This window comes from Nitrospinota bacterium (genome assembly GCA_016217735.1).
Classification (GTDB): domain Bacteria; phylum Nitrospinota_A; class UBA7883; order JACRGQ01; family JACRGQ01; genus JACRGQ01.
This window is the reverse complement of the sequence record JACRGQ010000041.1, coordinates 1-15,466: the sequence shown is the minus strand read 5'-3', so window position 1 is coordinate 15,466 and position 15,466 is coordinate 1. Positions and strand designations below refer to the sequence as shown.

Below are 15,466 nucleotides of genomic sequence, written 5' to 3'. Positions count from 1 at the left end.
TGGCGTTTTTGGGAAGGGAATGGAACGGTATGAGCGACATCATTATTTACGCGGTTATCGGCGCCGTGGGCATCGGCATCGGCGTCGGTATCAGTCTCCTGATCGAACGGAACAAAGCGGCCGAAGCCAAGCAAAAAGCCGACCAGATCATCAATAACGCCCGCAAAGAAGCGGCCAGCATCGTAAAAGACGCGAAGCTGGAATCCAAAGACCTCATCCTCAAGGCCCGCAACGAATTCGACCGCGAAGTGCGCGAGGCCAAAAAGGACCGCGAACAGGCCGACCGCCGCCTCCAGCAGCGCCAGAGCCAACTGGATAAAAAGATGGATCAGGTGGAGCAGCGCGAAAGGGAGATGGAGAAGCAGGAACAGGACCTCAGGCGCCAGATGGATAAATCGCGCGAGGCCGAAGGACGCTACGAATCGCTGCTGCAGGATCAGATACGCAAGCTGGAACACATCGCCGCCATGACGCAGGAAGAGGCCAAGGCCGACCTGAAAGAACGCCTGCTGCAGACCACCCGCAACGAGTGCGGCATCCTGATGAAGAAAATCGAGGAGGAAGCCATCGCCGAAGCCAACAAGAAGGCCCAGCGGATCATCAGCATCGCCATACAGCGCTGCGCCGCCGACACCGTGGCGGAATCGACCGTTTCGGTCGTCTCGCTGCAAGGCGACGAAATGAAGGGGCGCATCATCGGCCGCGAAGGACGCAACATCAAGGCGATCGAGCAGGCCACCGGCGTCGACCTCATCATCGACGATACCCCCGAAGCGGTCATTCTCTCCAGCTTCGATCCGATCAAGCGCGAAGTGGCCCGCCTTTCGCTGGAGCGCCTCATCGCCGACGGACGCATCCACCCCGCCCGCATCGAAGACGTTGTCAACAAGGTGCGCAAGGACCTGGACAAGGTCATCGTGGAAGCGGGCGAAAAGGCCGTCATGGAAGTGGGGGCCGACCAGGTTCATCCCGAAATCATCAAGCTGCTGGGACGCCTCAAGTACCGCACATCCTACTCGCAAAACGTGCTGCTCCACTCGGTGGAGGTGGCCTTCCTCGCCGGCATGATGGCGGTGGAGCTGGGGCTCGACCCGAAGGTCGCGCGGCGCTGCGGCCTGTTGCACGACATCGGCAAAGCGGCCACCCATGAAATCGAAGGCTCGCACGCCGCCATCGGCGCGGACTTCGCCCGGCGCTACAACGAAAAACCGATAGTGGTGAACGCCATCGGCAGCCATCACGAGGACATCGAGGCGGAAACCGTCATAGCCACCCTCGTGGCGGCGGCGGACAGCCTGTCGGCATCGCGCCCCGGGGCGCGCACCGAAATGCTGGAGGCCTATGTGAAACGCCTGCAGCAGCTTGAGGAAATCGCCAACTCCTTCAAGGGTGTGGAAAAAACCTTCGCCATACAGGCCGGCCGCGAGATACGCGTCACGGTGGTGCCCGAAACCATCGGCGACGGCGCGACCTTCCTGCTGGCAAAAGACATCGCCAAAAAAATCGAGAGCGAGATGTCCTACCCCGGCGAAATCAAAGTGACCGTCATACGCGAAACGCGCGTGACCGAAATAGCGAAATAGCAACCGGCAGGCGGCATGGATACGGCATGAAAGTTCTTTTTATCGGCGACGTCATCGGCAGAATCGGAAGGGAGGCGGTTAAGAACCTCCTCCCCAAGACCATCGACTTTTACAAGATCGGCTTTGTTATCGCCAACGGCGAGAACCTCGCCGGCGGTTTCGGCCTCACCAAGGAAACCGCGCAGGAGATGTTCGACGCCGGCGTCGACATACTCACCACCGGCAACCACGTATGGGATAAAAAGGTGGCGCTGAAACTGGTGGAGGAGGACAAACGCATCCTCCGTCCCGCCAATTACCCCCCGGGCAAGGTGCCGGGACGCGGCGCCGGCGTATACACCAAGGACGGCGCCGCCATCGGCGTCATCAACCTCATCGGGCGCGTCTATATGGATTTTTACGACGATCCCTTCCGCGGAGCCGACGAACAGCTTCAAAGTGTGCGGAGCGAGACCAACATCATCTTCGTCGATTTCCACGGCGAGGCGAGCAGCGAAAAGCAGGCGATGGGCTACTATCTGGACGGCCGCGTGACCGCCATACTGGGAACCCACACCCACGTGCCGACCGCCGACGAACGGGTTTTGCCGGGCCGTACCGCCTACATCACCGATGTCGGCATGGCCGGCCCCATCGACTCGGTCATCGGCCTGAACAAGTACGAGGCAATGCAGCGGTTCCACACCCGCATCCCCCACCGCTTCATGGAGGTGGCAAAAGGGGAAGCGATCATGAACGCCGTCATCGTGGAATTGGACGTGAAAACCGGCCATGCGGAATCAATCACCCGCATCGCACCGAAATACACAGTGAAGGACGAAGCCCCGCCGCAACATCACCACACCCAACGCCGCTAAGCCTTCGGTGGCGTTGGTACAACAGGTTTCAACCTGTTGTTGGCCCACAAGGGCCAAGAGTTCTTGTTTCCTACGGAAACAACCGCGGGATGAATCCTGCGGCACCAAACTGTCGATCAATCACCCAATTGGTGAAATCCAGCCTACTCCGCCCTGGCGGTCATTATCAGCAGCACCTTTTGCGATGTGCCGTCCGGCATAAAGACCGTCAGAAACCGCGCCCCGAAACTTTCGGGATCATTATTGCTTCCCCCCAGCACGACGGCTTTTCCCGGTTCCAGCACCGCCAGCGTGTGCGCTTTGGGAAATGGAATGGCGCTTCCGCCATCCAGCCGGGTCAGCGTGGGGGTAAGTGTTGCCGCCACCCCGCCGGTGTCGGTTATGGCGCAGGTGACGGTGATAACCGTGCCGATGTCGCGGAATTGGGCTTGCGGGGCGATATATCCCTCCGCGATGCCATAGCGGAACAGGAACGCGGCGTCCGTCACACGCTCCGATATCACTATCTTGCCCGGCGCGCCGGCATCGATCAGCAGTTCCTGCCGCCCGAACGTGGACAACCCTTTCCCGGCTCCCAGCGGCGTGCTTTCCACGCCGAAAAAAAGGTCAAGGCCATCCTTCAGCCGCCCCTGTCCCCAATCCGGGGTGCTGAAAAACCAGCGAACCGAATCCTCCCCGCGGGCGCGGAGCGTCAACGCCGCGATAAGCCGGACGCGGCGGGGACGGACATCAAGTTTTGTCAGCTCTTCCCGCACGGCGCGAATGTTCGCCAACCAGTCGCGCACGATGAGGGAGTTGCTCTTGGGATCAACGACTATTTTCCCCTGCTCCGAAAGGAGCTTGGAAAGCGGCTCCACCAGCGCCGTTGCGTTGCCGTAAAACACCGGCAAGACCTCCACGGATATTTCGGCCCGCGCGGCACCCGCGCCGAATGCCGTTATCAAGAGCAACGCGGCGAATATCCGGCGCATGGCGTTTATCCCAGAAAAAGGTAGCGGAGCAAAAACGCCGCCGCCAGTAAATGGATTATTGGATGCGTTTTCGGCAGCCGCCCGATGCCGGCGTGGAGAACGCTGTAGGCGATGAGGCCGAACGCCAGCCCCTCGGTGATGGAAAAGGTGAACGGCATGGCAACCATCGTGAGGAAAGCCGGTATCGCCTCGGCCGGCTCGTCCCACGCCACCTGCGCCGCCAGCGGCACCATGAAGGAGCCGACCACGATCATGGCCGGGGCGATAATCGGGTAAAGGAAGACGCCGGGGGCGGCTTCATAGCCGCCGCCGATCATCCGCGCGAGCGGGTAGATGAAGAGCGCCAGCAGAAACATGCCGCCGGTCACCACCGCGCTGAGGCCGGTACGCCCCCCTTCCGCCACGCCGGTGGAGCTTTCGATATAGCTGGTCACCGTGCTTGTCCCCAGCAGCGATCCGGCGATGGTCGCCGCCGCATCCGAAAGCAGCGCCTGCCGCGCTTTGGGGATTTCGCCGTCTTTCACCAGTTGCGCTTCGTGCGCCATGGCGGTGATGGTGCCGATGCTGTCAAACAAAACCATCACGGTGAAGGTGAAAACCGCCACCCCGATATGCCGCTGGCTCAGCGCCCCCGTAAGGTCGAGCTGCATCAGCGTGGGCATAATCGATGGTGGCATGGCGGCCACCCCGTGCCAGCGGGTATACCCCGCCAGCAGCGACCAGACGGCGGCGAAGCCGATACCGAGCAGGATGGCCCCCCGCACCCGCAACGCCATAAACAGCGCGATGACCAGCACACTGGCGAGCACCATCGGGGCGGGGCCGTGGCTGATGTGTCCCAGCTTCAGCATGGTGCCGGGACTGGCAACCACCACGCCGCCCCATTCAAATCCGATCAACGCGATGAACAGGCCGATGCCCGCGCCGATGGCGTATCGAAGCGACGCGGGTATCGCCTTCATCACCCGGTCGCGCATCCCGCCCAGCGTGAAGAGCGCGAATATCACGCCCGAAAAAAACACCGTCCCCAACGCCTGCTGCCAAGTGAAACCGTATCCCCCCATCGCCATCCCGCCGCAGACGGTGAAGGCGAAGAAGAAATTCTGCCCCATGCCGGGTGCCTGCGCTATCGGCAGGTTCGCCAAAAGCCCCATCAGGATGGAGCCGAAAGCGGCGGAAAGACAGGTGGCGGTGAGCACCGCCCCGAAATCCATCCCGGCCGCGCCCAGCACCGCCGGTTGGACGAATATCACATACGACATCGTGGCAAACGTGGTCAGCCCCGCCAACACCTCGGTGGAGAGGCTGCTCCCCCGCTCGCGTATCTTAAAAGTTCGTTCGAGCATATTGGGATGATTATACCCCCGTCTTTCCCTTCCAGCAGGCTCTCCCGTGCTTTCTTAGGTTAAGTACGGATTTAGTCTGTAAATCGGCCCGCAGGACCGACTGTCTTGGACAAACAGGTCATGCCTCGCGGCATGATGTACACAATGAATTGTGTACCCACCTGATAGCGGGTCAGGGATTGAGCCAGGAGAGGGAGTCTTCCAAGCCCTTTTGGCGGCGTTGGGCTTCTTCGTAAGCGGCCTTGTCTTTTTCCACCACCTCTTCCGGCGCGTTCTTCATGAAATTCTCGTCGCCGAATTTTTTATCGAACATCGCCAGCTCTTTTTGCACCTTCGCCAGTTCGCGCTGGATGCGCCCGATCTCCTTGTCGAAATCAATGATGCCAGTGAGCGGCACATATATCTCCGCGTCGGCCAGCACGCCGGTGGCGCTCTGCGGCGGGCGGGCGGCGGCGGTATCAAAGGTAATGCCGGCCGCTTTGGTGAGGCTGAGGAACGACTGCTCGTGCGCCTTTGCCTTTGCTTCGGTTTCGGCGTTGCGGCATTTCACTATCGCGCGGAGTTCCACGCTGAACGGTATCTGAAGTTCGGCACGGATTGCCCGCACACGGGATACAAGCGCCATCACCAATTCCATCTCGGCCTCGGCCGCCGCGTCGATGCGCGCGGTATCCGGCTTGGGGTACGGGGCTATCATCACCGACTCGCCATGATTGGGAAGTTTTTGGTAAATCTCTTCCGTGACGAATGGCATTATCGGATGCAGCAGGCGGAGCATGTTATCCAGCACATGCGTCAACACCGCGACGGCGGCTTTGTCGCCCGCCACGAGGCGCGGCTTGGTCAGCTCGATGTACCAATCGCAAAACTCGCCCCAGGTGAAGCGGTAGAGCGCGTTGGCAAGGTCGTTGAACCGGTATTGTTCCAGCGCGGCGTCGGCCTCGGCAATGGTTTTTTGCAGGCGGCTTAAAATCCAGCGGTCGGCCACTTCCAGCTTCATTTTCGAGAGATCGGCCGTGCCGTCGTAATCGCCGCTGTTCATCAGCACGAAGCGGCTGGCGTTCCAGAGCTTGTTCACGAAGTTGCGATACCCTTCGATCCGTTTCTCGCTCATCCGCGCGTCGCGCCCCTGCGTTTCGTTGGCGCAGATGGTGAAGCGGAGCGCGTCGGTGCCGTACTGCATCATCAGTTGCAGGGGGTCGACCACGTTCCCCTTGCTCTTGCTCATCTTCTTCCCTTCGGCGTCGCGCACGAGGGCGTGGATGTAGACCGTGCTGAACGGCGGCTTGCCGGTGAATTTTATGCCCATCATTATCATGCGGGCCACCCAGAAGAAAATGATGTCCAACCCCGTCACCAAAACGCTGGTGGGGTAGAAGGTCTTCAGCGCTTCGGTGTTATCCGGCCAGCCGAGGGTGGAAAAGGGCCAGAGGCCCGACGAGAACCAGGTATCGAGCACATCGGTTTCCTGCCGCAGGGTGATGCCGCCGCACTCGGCGCATTTCACCACCTCTTCGCGCGCCACGTTCACATGGCCGCAGTCCTCGCAGTACCACGCGGGAATGCGGTGTCCCCACCATATCTGGCGGCTGATGCACCAGTCGCGGATGTTGTTCATCCACTCGAAGTAGGTGTTCTCCCACGATTGCGGGACGAACTTGATATCGCCGGTTTTCACCGCCTTCACAGCCTCTTCGGCCAGCGGCGCGGTCTTGACGAACCACTGCATCGAAAGGTTCGGCTCCACCACCGTTTTGCAGCGGTAGCACTCGCCCACCGCGTTCTTGTGCGCCCGCGCCTCCACAAGGAAGCCCTGCTCCTTGAGGTCTTCCACTATCGCCTTGCGGCACTCTTCGCGCGACATCCCCACATATTTTTCGGGGCAGTTCTGCATCCGCGCGTCGCGGCCTATCACCACCACGGACGGAAGGTTGTGCCGCTTGCCGATCTCAAAGTCGTTGGGATCGTGCGCCGGGGTGATCTTGAGCGCGCCGGTGCCGAAATCCGCCGCAACATAGCTGTCGCCGATAACCGGAATCTCGCGTCCCACCAGCGGCAGGATGACGGTTTTGCCGATGAACCGTTTATAGCGTTCGTCTTCGGGGTTCACCGCGATAGCGGTATCCCCCAGCATCGTTTCGGGGCGGGTGGTTGCGATGGTGAGCGCGCCGCCGCCGTCCGCCAGCGAATAGTTGATGTGGTAGAACTGGCTGTTCCGTTCGGCGTATTCCACCTCGAGGTCGGAAAGCGCCGTGTGGCAGCGGGGGCACCAGTTGGTGATGTAGTTGCTGCGGTAGATCAGCCCCTCTTCATAGAGGCGGACGAACACTTCGCGCACCGCGCGGGACAGCCCCTCGTCCATGGTGAAGCGCTGGCGGTCCCAATCGCACGAGGCCCCCAGTTCCTGAAGCTGGTTGATGATCTTGTGGCCGTACTCCTCTTTCCACTGCCATACGCGCTCGATGAATTTCTCGCGGCCCAGTTGATGGCGGTCGAATCCCTCTTTTTTGAGTTCACGCTCCACCACGTTCTGGGTGGCGATGCCGGCGTGGTCGGTGCCGGGCATCCAGAGGGTGTTGTAGCCGCTCATCCGGCGGTGGCGGATAAGGATGTCCTGCAAGGTGTTATCCAGCGCGTGCCCCACGTGGAGCGAGCCGGTAACGTTGGGGGGCGGAATGACGATGCAGAACGACGGGCGGGTATCGCCGTCCTTCGCCTTGAAATAGCCCTTTTCCATCCAATAGGCGTACCAGCGTTTGCTTACTTCAGCCGGTTCGTACCGCGTGCTCAATTCTTCCATGTCTTCTCACCTCATAAATGCAAAAGGCCGCCTTTATGAAAAGGCGGCCGGTAATGGCGGTATTATATAGGGATTCCCCGCGTTAATGGCGGTGATTAGTTTATCTCGCCTTTCTTGATGCGTTCAATGGCGATTTTTATCATGTGCTGGGCGATGCGGGGAGTGATCTGGACAGTGATCTTGTCGATGATCGCCAGCATCCGGGGCATCGCTTTCTGGAAGCCGGCCGCCATCACCCTGCCGATTTCCTCGCGGAAAACCTTTTCCATCTGGGTGTCCAGCGATTCTTTGAAACGGGTCTCGATGGCGCGGCGCATCTCCCCGCGGAATACTTCCTCGGCCCGCGCGGCGATAAATTCGTCCACCGCGCGCCCCACCGTTTCGCGGAACAGCTCTTCCAACCGTTCCGGCGGCAGACCGCCGGTTTCCGCGGCGATGATCGCCGGGGCGGATGTCTCCACCGCGCGCCGCACCGCTTCTTCCAACTCCCGTTTGGGGGCATTCCAAATGCCGTCGTTGCCCTCTTCCTTCACCGGCTCCCGCTCCGCTTCGGTAACGGCCAGCGCCTGGTCAACCTCGTCCAGCGATTTGTCCCACAAATCGTCTTCGGGGGCATGCGCCGCGGCGCGGCCAGCCACCGGCTTCGCCGGCGCCGGTTTTTCAGGGGTGGGGGCCGTAGCCGCGCGATCCAGCGAATCGAGGGCGTCTTCCAACGCTTCATCCCCCCGCTGCACCTCTTCTTTCCGCTCCGCGGGAGGCGCCTCGGCCACATTCAGCACATCGGCCAAAATACGCGCGGCGTCATCCCCCTCCTCCATGTGGACGGAAGGAAGATCCGCTCCGTGGGCCTCCGCAACCAGGTCGCCCGCACCGTCATCATAAATCCGGAGATCCTCCGCGGGAGAAGCGGTGGTTTCCCGCACAGCTTCAAGGGCGATAGCCGCGTCCACCTCGCCGGCGGAAGGGAGTACGTCATCCAGGGACACCCTCCCCTTCCGGGACGATGGCGCGGCCGCGGCGGCCGGCTCTTCCTCTTCATCCGCGGCTTCGTCCTCTTCCAGTATCTCCCCCTCTATCTCTTCATCAAGTTCATCCAGGTCTTCCGCCAAGTCGTCGATGTCCTCGTCCACCACTTCCAACTCTTCGCCGGCATCCAGCGTGTCGGCCGGTTCGCCCGCAGCGCGGTCAATCAATTCGATCACCGCCGGCTCGAACGCTTCATCTTCATCCTCCGCCTCAGTGTCCATAACCGGGGCCGGAACGGTTTTAACCTTGCCCCTCCCCGCCTTCTTGGGCGCTTCCCCGGCGGCGGAACCGGAATATTGTTTAATAAGCTCTATGAATTCGCCGCTCTTAAACGGCTTGGTGATGTGGCCTACGGCGCCGGCGGCGGCCCCCTGCGCGGGGTCGTAGTTTTCCAGTTCGCCGGAAATAAGAATCACCGGAATGGCGGCGGTCTCGGTAGTTTTTTTGAGCTTTTCACAGAGCTGAAAGCCGTCCAGCCCGGGCATATAAACATCGGCGATAACCACATCGGGACGCTCTTCCCGCGCGAGGGCAAATGCCTTGTTTCCGTCACTGGCGAACAGAAGGTCGACTTTCTCGTTCTCCAGCGTGAGTTGGATCACCTTCTGCATGGTGACGGAATCATCGGCAAATAGAAGCTTAATACTCAAAAAACACCCCCGGCAGGATTCATCGGTAGAAGTATAACTGAACTTGACGGCATCCGTCATGTTTTTTGCCGGTCTTCGGGGGAAACTCCCGGCCGTCAGCGCATTGCGGCGTCGAGCATCGCCTGCGGAATCTTGTCCAAGTGGAGCACCTGATCCACCCCCCCCAGCTTGATGGCCTCTTTGGGCATGCCGAAAACCACGCATGAGGCTTCGTCCTGGGCGATATTATAAGCCCCGGCCTTTTTCATTTCCAGCATGCCGGTGCTGCCGTCGTTCCCCATACCGGTAAGCATCACGCCAACGGCGTTGGCCCCGGCGAATTTGGCCACCGACTGGAACAGAACCTCAACGGATGGACGGTGGCGCATCACCTGCGGCCCTTCCTTTACTTCCACATAATATTTCGCGCCGGAGCGGCGGAAAATCATCTGCTTGTTGCCGGGGGCGATCAATGCGCGGCCGGGAATAATGGCATCACCATCCGCGGCCTCCTTGACCTGTATCTGGCAAAGGCTGTTCAGCCGCTCGGAAAACGCCTTGGTGAACCCTTCGGGCATATGTTGCACAATGACCATGCCGGGTGTGGAGGTGGGAAGCCGCACCAACACTTCCTTGAGAGCTTCGGTGCCGCCGGTGGAGGAACCGATGGCGATGATTTTATCGGTGGTCTTCAGCAGCGACGTGGACGATTTTATGACCGTGGTATCAAGCTTGCGGTTGATCTGCGCGGCGTAAACACTCATCTTCGCCTTGGAGGCGGCCTTTACCTTGTCCACCACTTCCTGCTGAATCTCGCGCACCCCCACGCGCTGGTCGATGGGGGGCTTGGCGACGATCTCCACCGCTCCGGCGTCCAGCGCCGCCATCGTGGTGGACGCGCCTTTCTGGGTCATGGCGCTTACCATCACCACCGGCATCGGCTTCGCCGCCATCAGTTTACGCAAAAAGGTGATGCCATCCATGCGGGGCATTTCCACATCCAGCGTAATCACATCCGGCTTGAGCTGCACTATCTTTTCACGCGCCACGAACGGATCGGGCGCGGTGCCGACCACTTCGATTTCCGGATCGCTGGAAAGCGCCTCGGAGAGGATATTGCGAACGACCGCCGAATCGTCAACGATGAGGACTTTTATTTTACCGTTTGCCATATTGCCGTTCCATCTTAATAGTACTTTTCCTTGGTATCGCAGAATCTGCCGGTATTGAGCAGCAGGATGGAGTGTTTGTCGGACTTGCCGATCCGGTCGATGAAATCCCCCCGCATGGCGCCGAGCGCGGTTTCGGCGGGCACCATCATGTTCTCCTCAAACGTGACAATATCCTTTACGCTATCCACAAGCACGCCGGTCACCATCCCCTCGTTTTCCAAAATGATGATGTTTTCGGCCTTGTCCTCGGCTCCGGCGAAGCCGAGCTTGCGCTTGGCGTCGACCACCGGAATCACCATCCCCCGCAAATTCATAATGCCGGCGACGAAGTCCTTTGTATTCGGCACGTGGGTGATGTGCCGGCGGAGGATGATTTCGCGCACCGACGTGATGACGAAACCATACTCCTCGCGGCCCAGCGTAAAAGTGAGATACGAACAACGCCCCCCGGCCGGCTTGCCACGCGCCCCCCCGGCGGCGGCGCCCTCGTGCCCCCCTCCGTGATGCTCATCGTCGTGATGCTCATCATCGTGCTCCTCAGCGGCGGCCCGCGGTTCGTCCTTGTGTATGGGCGCCGGTTCACCGGATCCGCCCCGCGCCTTTTCAACCAGCCCCTTGACCTTGTCCAGGTACTCGAAGAGCTTGTCCTTCACCTGCTGGTCCACTGCGGCGCCGGTTTCCCGGATGTCGGAGAGCTTCGATTCCATCTCGGTGGCGAGAGCGTGGATATCCATGAGTCCCACAAGGCCGGCGTTCCCCTTCAGGCTGTGCGCGGCCCGGAAAAGCTCGTTAATGACTTCCGGGTTCGCGCTGTCCTTTTCCAATGCGATCAGGGACTGCTCGATAACCTCGGTATGGGTATCGGTTTCGCTGAAAAAGGCGGCCAAAGCCGCTGGTGATGCCATAGGTCAAACCTCCAGCAATCCTTCGACGTTAATAACAAGCCCGATGGAGCCATCTCCCAGGATCGCCCCGCCGCGTATGCTCCGCACCTTCCGGAAGGGGCGGCCCAAATCCTTAAGCACCACGTTTTGCTGCTCCACGATGGCGTCCGCCATGAGGCAGCACCGCTTCCCCCCCTTTTCGATGAGAATGCCCACCGCATCGGTAACATCGGTGACGTTCGTCTGTATCCGGTAGTTTTTGTACAGCCGGACCAGGGGATATAGTTCGCCGCGGATATTCACCATTTCCCGCGCGTCCTTCACGGTGAATATTTCTTCCCGCCGCGGGCGGATCGATTCCTTGACGTCCTCCACCGGCAGGATGAAGCGCGATTCCCCCACCATTACGACAAGGCCGTTGATGGTGACCAGCGTGGTGGTCATGGGAAGCGAAATGTTAAACGTGGTGCCGGCGCCCTCGGCCGATTCTATCACGATTTTCCCCTTCACGTCGGTCAGCGCGCTCTTCACCACGTCCATCCCCACGCCGCGTCCCGATATGTCGGTAATTTTTTCGGCGGTGGAAAATCCGGGAGCGAAGATGAAATCGAACACGTCGCGGTCGGCAAGCTGGTCCCCGGCCTGCTGGCTGATCAATCCGCGATTGACCGCTTTTTGGAGTATCTTCGCGCGCGGAAGCCCCGCGCCGTCGTCCTTGAGCTTGATCACCAGGTTCTCGCCGATGATCTCGGCCGATATTTTCACCTGGCCGACACGCGGCTTGCCCGCCGCTTCGCGCCGGTCGGGCATCTCCACGCCGTGATCGATGGCGTTGCGCGCCATATGCACGATCGGGCTTTCCAGTTTTTCCAGCAGACTTTTGTCCAGCAGGACGTCGTCCCCAACGATTTCCACATTGGCGCTTTTTCCCAGCAACGTGGCGGTATCGCGGATGATGCGCGGCACTTTCTGGAACAGCCCCTTGATGCTGACCTTACGGACTTCGGAAAGACCGCGCTGCAACTGATAGGTAAGCTCCGAGAACGTGATATTGGAGTTCTTGAATTCCTTCGAAATGGCGGACGCGCCGGGAATGGCATCAAGCCGTTTTTCAAGATAATTAAGCGTTTCGGAAATAATGACCAGTTCGCCGATTTGGGCCATGAATTCGTCCACCCGCTCTTCTTCGATGCGCATGGTCTTTTTGGGAGCCGCCTTCTTCGCCGCCTCTTCGGCCTGCTTTTTCTGCGATTCCATCGCGTCGGTCAGCCCCTCCCGCGTGATAACCCCCTGCCGGATGAGCGCGTCCCCCAGCTTCTCCCCCTCAAGCTTGTTCCGCAGCGCCTCCTCGATCTGCGCGGTGGATACTTTGCCGCTGGCAAGGAGTATTTCACCCAGTTTTTCCACCTTGACCGGTTCCTCTTCCCCTTCGCCCTCTTCGTGGGTTTTTTTCTCTGGCTCCGGCGGCGCGGGGACGGTCTCTTTCTGGGCGGCGAGGCCCCCTTCGACGGCCATCTTACGCGCCTTGCTCAGATAATAATCCAGGGAATCAAGCATGTCGCCGGTCAACTTCCCCGTTTTTTTGTGTTCATCCAACAGGCCGTGCATCAGATTCAGGCAACCGCCCAGCGATTCCTCCTCTTTCTCCACCGGCCCGCCGCCAATACGCCCGGCCAGCCCCTTGATCCACGTGTCTTCATCATCGGTGAGGACGAAATTCATATCGCCATCCACCACGCGCTGGAACATCGCCCGCAGGTAATCGGTTCCCTTCAGCAGGTTATCGATGATGACGGGAGTTACAACGCGAACCCCTTTGCGCAGGTCGTCGAGCAGATTTTCGAGTATGTGCGCGAAACTCTTGACGTGGTTGAGGCCGAAAAATGCCGAACTTCCCTTGATGCTGTGCACGGGCCGGAAAATGCCATCGATAATTTTGAGGTCGCCGGGGGCTTGCTCCAGCGCGACGAACTTCTCATCCAAGCCGGCGAGGGACTCGAAAACTTCCGCAAGGTATTCTTTAAATACCTCTGGATCCATCATCTCTTCAGACATTCATTTCCCCTATGAACCGGTATAACGCAATGCCTATCCATCTCTTTAGCTCTTCAATCTGATAAGGCCGTTCGGTCTATGCTTCCATCCGGCCAGCTTTCCACAGCGGTAAAAACAATTCAATCTGTTATCAATGGTTACATAGTCAGCCGACATTATAACTTGAATCATCCCGTTGTATTCATTGATTTTTTTAATGTCAAAGCCGATTTTCACTTTGTTCCCGCCGCAGCGGACGAAGATGCCGGTGTTTTGCGTAATCCGTTCAATATGCGCGCCGCCGTACCGCTTTTGCCAACCACCCGCACTCCCTTCCCCGTCCCCCTTTGCCGCCACGCTATTTTTGATAAATGGTCGGCTGGATATATTTGAATTGATGTTTAAGGCCGGTCAGGCTTTCCGAGTGGCCTATGAAGAGATACCCCCCGGGGGCCAGATGGCGGTAATACTTGTTCACCAGCGTTTCCTGCGTAGGCTTATCGAAGTAAATCATCACGTTCCGGCAAAAGATGAAATCAAAATAATGTTTGAACGGATACTGCGGCGCCATCAGGTTAAGCCGCTTGAACGTTATCATCCGCCGCACTTCGGGAATCACCCGCACACAGGGACGCATGCCGAGGCGCTTCCCCTGTTTGGTGGTCAGTTCCGCCTGCTCTCCGGTGAAATAGGCGTTCTGCATCGACTTTGGCACATCCTTCATCCGCTCGCGGTCGTACAATCCCTGCGCGGCCCGCCCCAACACTTCAGTGGAAAGGTCGGTGGCAAGCACCTTTACATCCCAGCTTGCCGCCCGCGCTCCCAGCATTTCCAGCATGGTGAAGGCGAGGGTATACGGTTCCTCGCCGGTGGAACAGCCGGCGCTCCAGATACGCCAGCTTTTTATCCCCGCCCGCTGTTTGCGCTCGATCCATTCCGGCAGTATCTTCTTGAGGAAGTTGAAGTGATTGACCTCGCGGAAAAAGCTGGTGAGATTGGTGCTGATGTCATCCAGCAGCGGGACGAGCATGTCCCCGGTCCTGTCCGATTTAATATGATCGAAATATTCGCGGTATGTGCTGTACCCCTCCCGCTCCAGCCGCGACCGCAGGCGGGTGCGCAACAGTTCCTTCTTCGATTCGTTGAGGGCAATCCCGCTTTGCTCATAGATAAGGCGGCGGAACTGCTCGAAATCACCATCGGATAATGTATCCAGCATCCCCATGTTCAACCTCTTTGTATTCCCGGACAATCGTCTGTCCGCGCCATTATAGCAAATGAAAGAAATGAAAAATGGAGCGGTTGGAAAACATTATTAACCGGGTTTTAAGGGCATCGGGAAAAACGAGTGCCGCCCCTGGAAACTTTTCACCGGCCCTCGTGGCGCCGACACCCAGGGGCGGCGGCGCGGACTCGTATCAAAACCGGTGGTTACGCCTCGACGGCGACCACGGCTTCAAGCTCTTCGGACGAGAGGACTTTTTCAATATCGAGCAATATCTTGACCTTCCCCTTCACTTTCCCCATCCCGAGGATGAAGTCCGTCTTGATGGAGCCGCCAAAGGTGGGGGCGGGGTCGATGTCCTTTTCGGGGATATCCAAAACTTCGGCGACGGTGTCCACCACAATGCCGAGCAGAAGCTCATGCACATTCACGACGATGATGCAGGTCTCGCGGGTGTATTCGATCGGGGCCATGCCGAATTTCATCCGAAGGTCGATAATCGGGATCACCTTGCCGCGCAGGTTGATAACCCCTTTGATGAACGGGGGAACCTGCGGCACTTCGGTGATTTCCATTACGCTGATGATTTCGCGCACTTTGAGGATTTCAAGGCCGTACTCTTCGTGTCCCAGGACGAAGGTCAGGTACTTGCCTTCTTTGGCCTTCCCTTCGGCCGCGTCAAATCTTGTTTCCACCGCCTGGCTCATTATAAAATCCTCCCTCGGATGTTCCAACCAGATACATATTTTTTAGCCGCTGCCAACATTTTATTCCACCTTGCCACAAGACGCAAGCGAAAGCCTTTTCCAATATGGAATGAGTCTGAAGGGGGGACGTGATTCCAACATGAAATGAGTCTGAAAGCTGTTCATGATAGGGGGATGAATACCATCATGAGCCTGAACGAGTTACAGAGCATTGACCAATTGAACCTGTTTC

At 59.0% G+C, this 15,466-nt stretch carries 12 protein-coding genes; 3 read left to right on the top strand and 9 right to left on the bottom strand.

What is annotated here, in order from left to right; translation table 11 throughout:
* Positions 1-29: 29 nt before the first annotated feature.
* Together rny and HZA03_06450 are read left to right on the top strand one after the other, a co-directional pair.
* Positions 30-1,583, top strand: coding sequence for a ribonuclease Y (rny, locus tag HZA03_06455; GenBank protein MBI5637592.1), 1,554 nt, complete (start codon positions 30-32; stop codon positions 1,581-1,583).
* Between the two features lie 26 nt (positions 1,584-1,609).
* Complete coding sequence (locus HZA03_06450; protein ID MBI5637591.1) at positions 1,610-2,440, top strand: TIGR00282 family metallophosphoesterase; 831 nt, start codon at positions 1,610-1,612, stop codon at positions 2,438-2,440.
* A gap of 143 nt (positions 2,441-2,583) precedes the next feature.
* Here HZA03_06450 and HZA03_06445 read toward each other — a convergent pair whose 3' ends face one another.
* From HZA03_06445 to HZA03_06415, 7 genes are all read right to left on the bottom strand, one after another.
* Positions 2,584-3,411 (bottom strand): hypothetical protein, encoded by an 828-nt coding sequence (locus HZA03_06445; GenBank protein ID MBI5637590.1) that lies wholly within the window; start codon positions 3,409-3,411, stop codon positions 2,584-2,586.
* A gap of 5 nt (positions 3,412-3,416) precedes the next feature.
* Positions 3,417-4,757, bottom strand: a complete 1,341-nt coding sequence (locus tag HZA03_06440) for an NCS2 family permease (protein ID MBI5637589.1) — start codon at positions 4,755-4,757, stop codon at positions 3,417-3,419.
* A gap of 172 nt (positions 4,758-4,929) precedes the next feature.
* Complete coding sequence (locus tag HZA03_06435) at positions 4,930-7,557, bottom strand: valine--tRNA ligase (GenBank protein ID MBI5637588.1); 2,628 nt, start codon at positions 7,555-7,557, stop codon at positions 4,930-4,932.
* A gap of 95 nt (positions 7,558-7,652) precedes the next feature.
* Positions 7,653-9,233 (bottom strand): response regulator, encoded by a 1,581-nt coding sequence (locus tag HZA03_06430; protein MBI5637587.1) that lies wholly within the window; start codon positions 9,231-9,233, stop codon positions 7,653-7,655.
* 95 nt (positions 9,234-9,328) lie between these two features.
* On the bottom strand, positions 9,329-10,384 hold the full coding sequence (locus HZA03_06425; GenBank protein ID MBI5637586.1) for a chemotaxis response regulator protein-glutamate methylesterase: 1,056 nt from the start codon (positions 10,382-10,384) through the stop codon (positions 9,329-9,331).
* 14 nt (positions 10,385-10,398) lie between these two features.
* Positions 10,399-11,289 (bottom strand): chemotaxis protein CheW, encoded by an 891-nt coding sequence (locus HZA03_06420; GenBank protein MBI5637585.1) that lies wholly within the window; start codon positions 11,287-11,289, stop codon positions 10,399-10,401.
* A gap of 3 nt (positions 11,290-11,292) precedes the next feature.
* Positions 11,293-13,323, bottom strand: coding sequence for a chemotaxis protein CheA (locus HZA03_06415; GenBank protein MBI5637584.1), 2,031 nt, complete (start codon positions 13,321-13,323; stop codon positions 11,293-11,295).
* 78 nt (positions 13,324-13,401) lie between these two features.
* Here HZA03_06415 and HZA03_06410 point away from each other — a divergent pair, with 78 nt between their 5' ends.
* Positions 13,402-13,695, top strand: a complete 294-nt coding sequence (locus HZA03_06410; protein ID MBI5637583.1) for a hypothetical protein — start codon at positions 13,402-13,404, stop codon at positions 13,693-13,695.
* On the opposite strand, the gene HZA03_06405 is transcribed toward HZA03_06410, so the two are convergent.
* Positions 13,661-14,521 (bottom strand): methyltransferase domain-containing protein, encoded by an 861-nt coding sequence (locus HZA03_06405; protein MBI5637582.1) that lies wholly within the window; start codon positions 14,519-14,521, stop codon positions 13,661-13,663. The two genes, HZA03_06410 and HZA03_06405, sit on opposite strands and share 35 nt — an antisense overlap.
* A gap of 212 nt (positions 14,522-14,733) precedes the next feature.
* Complete coding sequence (locus HZA03_06400; protein ID MBI5637581.1) at positions 14,734-15,234, bottom strand: purine-binding chemotaxis protein CheW; 501 nt, start codon at positions 15,232-15,234, stop codon at positions 14,734-14,736.
* Positions 15,235-15,466 lie beyond the last annotated feature (232 nt).

Bases quoted from the DNA above. Each gene is read 5' to 3' on its own strand.
- HZA03_06410 (MBI5637583.1), top strand. From the start codon at position 13,402: ATGCTTCCATCCGGCCAGCTTTCCACAGCGGTAAAAACAATTCAATCT.
- HZA03_06420 (MBI5637585.1), bottom strand. From the start codon at position 11,289: ATGGCATCACCAGCGGCTTTGGCCGCCTTTTTCAGCGAAACCGATACC.
- HZA03_06415 (MBI5637584.1), bottom strand. From the start codon at position 13,323: ATGTCTGAAGAGATGATGGATCCAGAGGTATTTAAAGAATACCTTGCG.
- HZA03_06425 (MBI5637586.1), bottom strand. From the start codon at position 10,384: ATGGCAAACGGTAAAATAAAAGTCCTCATCGTTGACGATTCGGCGGTC.
- HZA03_06440 (MBI5637589.1), bottom strand. From the start codon at position 4,757: ATGCTCGAACGAACTTTTAAGATACGCGAGCGGGGGAGCAGCCTCTCC.
- HZA03_06435 (MBI5637588.1), bottom strand. From the start codon at position 7,557: ATGGAAGAATTGAGCACGCGGTACGAACCGGCTGAAGTAAGCAAACGC.
- HZA03_06450 (MBI5637591.1), top strand. From the start codon at position 1,610: ATGAAAGTTCTTTTTATCGGCGACGTCATCGGCAGAATCGGAAGGGAG.
- HZA03_06400 (MBI5637581.1), bottom strand. From the start codon at position 15,234: ATGAGCCAGGCGGTGGAAACAAGATTTGACGCGGCCGAAGGGAAGGCC.
- HZA03_06405 (MBI5637582.1), bottom strand. From the start codon at position 14,521: ATGCTGGATACATTATCCGATGGTGATTTCGAGCAGTTCCGCCGCCTT.
- rny (MBI5637592.1), top strand. From the start codon at position 30: ATGAGCGACATCATTATTTACGCGGTTATCGGCGCCGTGGGCATCGGC.
- HZA03_06445 (MBI5637590.1), bottom strand. From the start codon at position 3,411: ATGCGCCGGATATTCGCCGCGTTGCTCTTGATAACGGCATTCGGCGCG.